Here is a 587-nt window from a genome sequence, read left to right as displayed (position 1 = left end):
CCCGCCAGCGTCTGGCAAAAGGATGGCCGCGCCTCGGCGATCGCCGCAGCCGCCTGCCGCATGCTGGAGCAACTCGGCGTCTGGAGCGAGATCGCGCCGGAAGCGCAGGCGATCACCGAAATGATCATCACCGATTCGCGCACCGCCGATCCGGTGCGGCCGGTGTTCCTGACCTTTGACGGCGAAGTGGCGCCCGGCGAGCCCTTCGCCCACATGGTCGCCAACAGGGACCTGAACGGCGCGCTGCGCCGGCGCGCCGAAAAACTCGGCATCGACATCATCGAAGGTCTCGCCGTCAGCGCCTTCGAAATCGACGGCGCCGGCATCACCGTGCATCTGGCGGACGGCGCGACCTTGAAGGCGCGACTGCTGGTCGCTGCCGATGGCGTCAACTCGAAGCTGCGCGACATGGCCGGCATCAAGACGGTGAAGTGGGAGTACGGCCAATCCGGCATCGTCTGCACCGTGGCGCATGAACGGCCGCACAATGGCCGCGCCGAAGAGCATTTCCTGCCCGCCGGCCCCTTCGCGACGCTGCCGCTGAAGCCCGACAAGGACGGCCGCAACCGCTCCTCCATCGTCTGGGT

Annotated in this window: 1 protein-coding gene; it reads left to right on the top strand. The window is 67.8% G+C overall.

Features of this window, described 5'->3' with window-relative positions; genetic code table 11:
* On the top strand, nt 1-587 hold a 587-nt coding region (locus tag EN742_RS37040), incomplete at both ends, for an FAD-dependent monooxygenase (protein ID WP_189375776.1).

Source organism: Mesorhizobium sp. M4A.F.Ca.ET.020.02.1.1 (genome assembly GCF_004022645.1).
Taxonomy (GTDB): domain Bacteria; phylum Pseudomonadota; class Alphaproteobacteria; order Rhizobiales; family Rhizobiaceae; genus Mesorhizobium.
The sequence above is the reverse complement of the archived record's forward strand: the minus strand, read 5'-3'. Positions and strand labels throughout refer to the sequence as shown.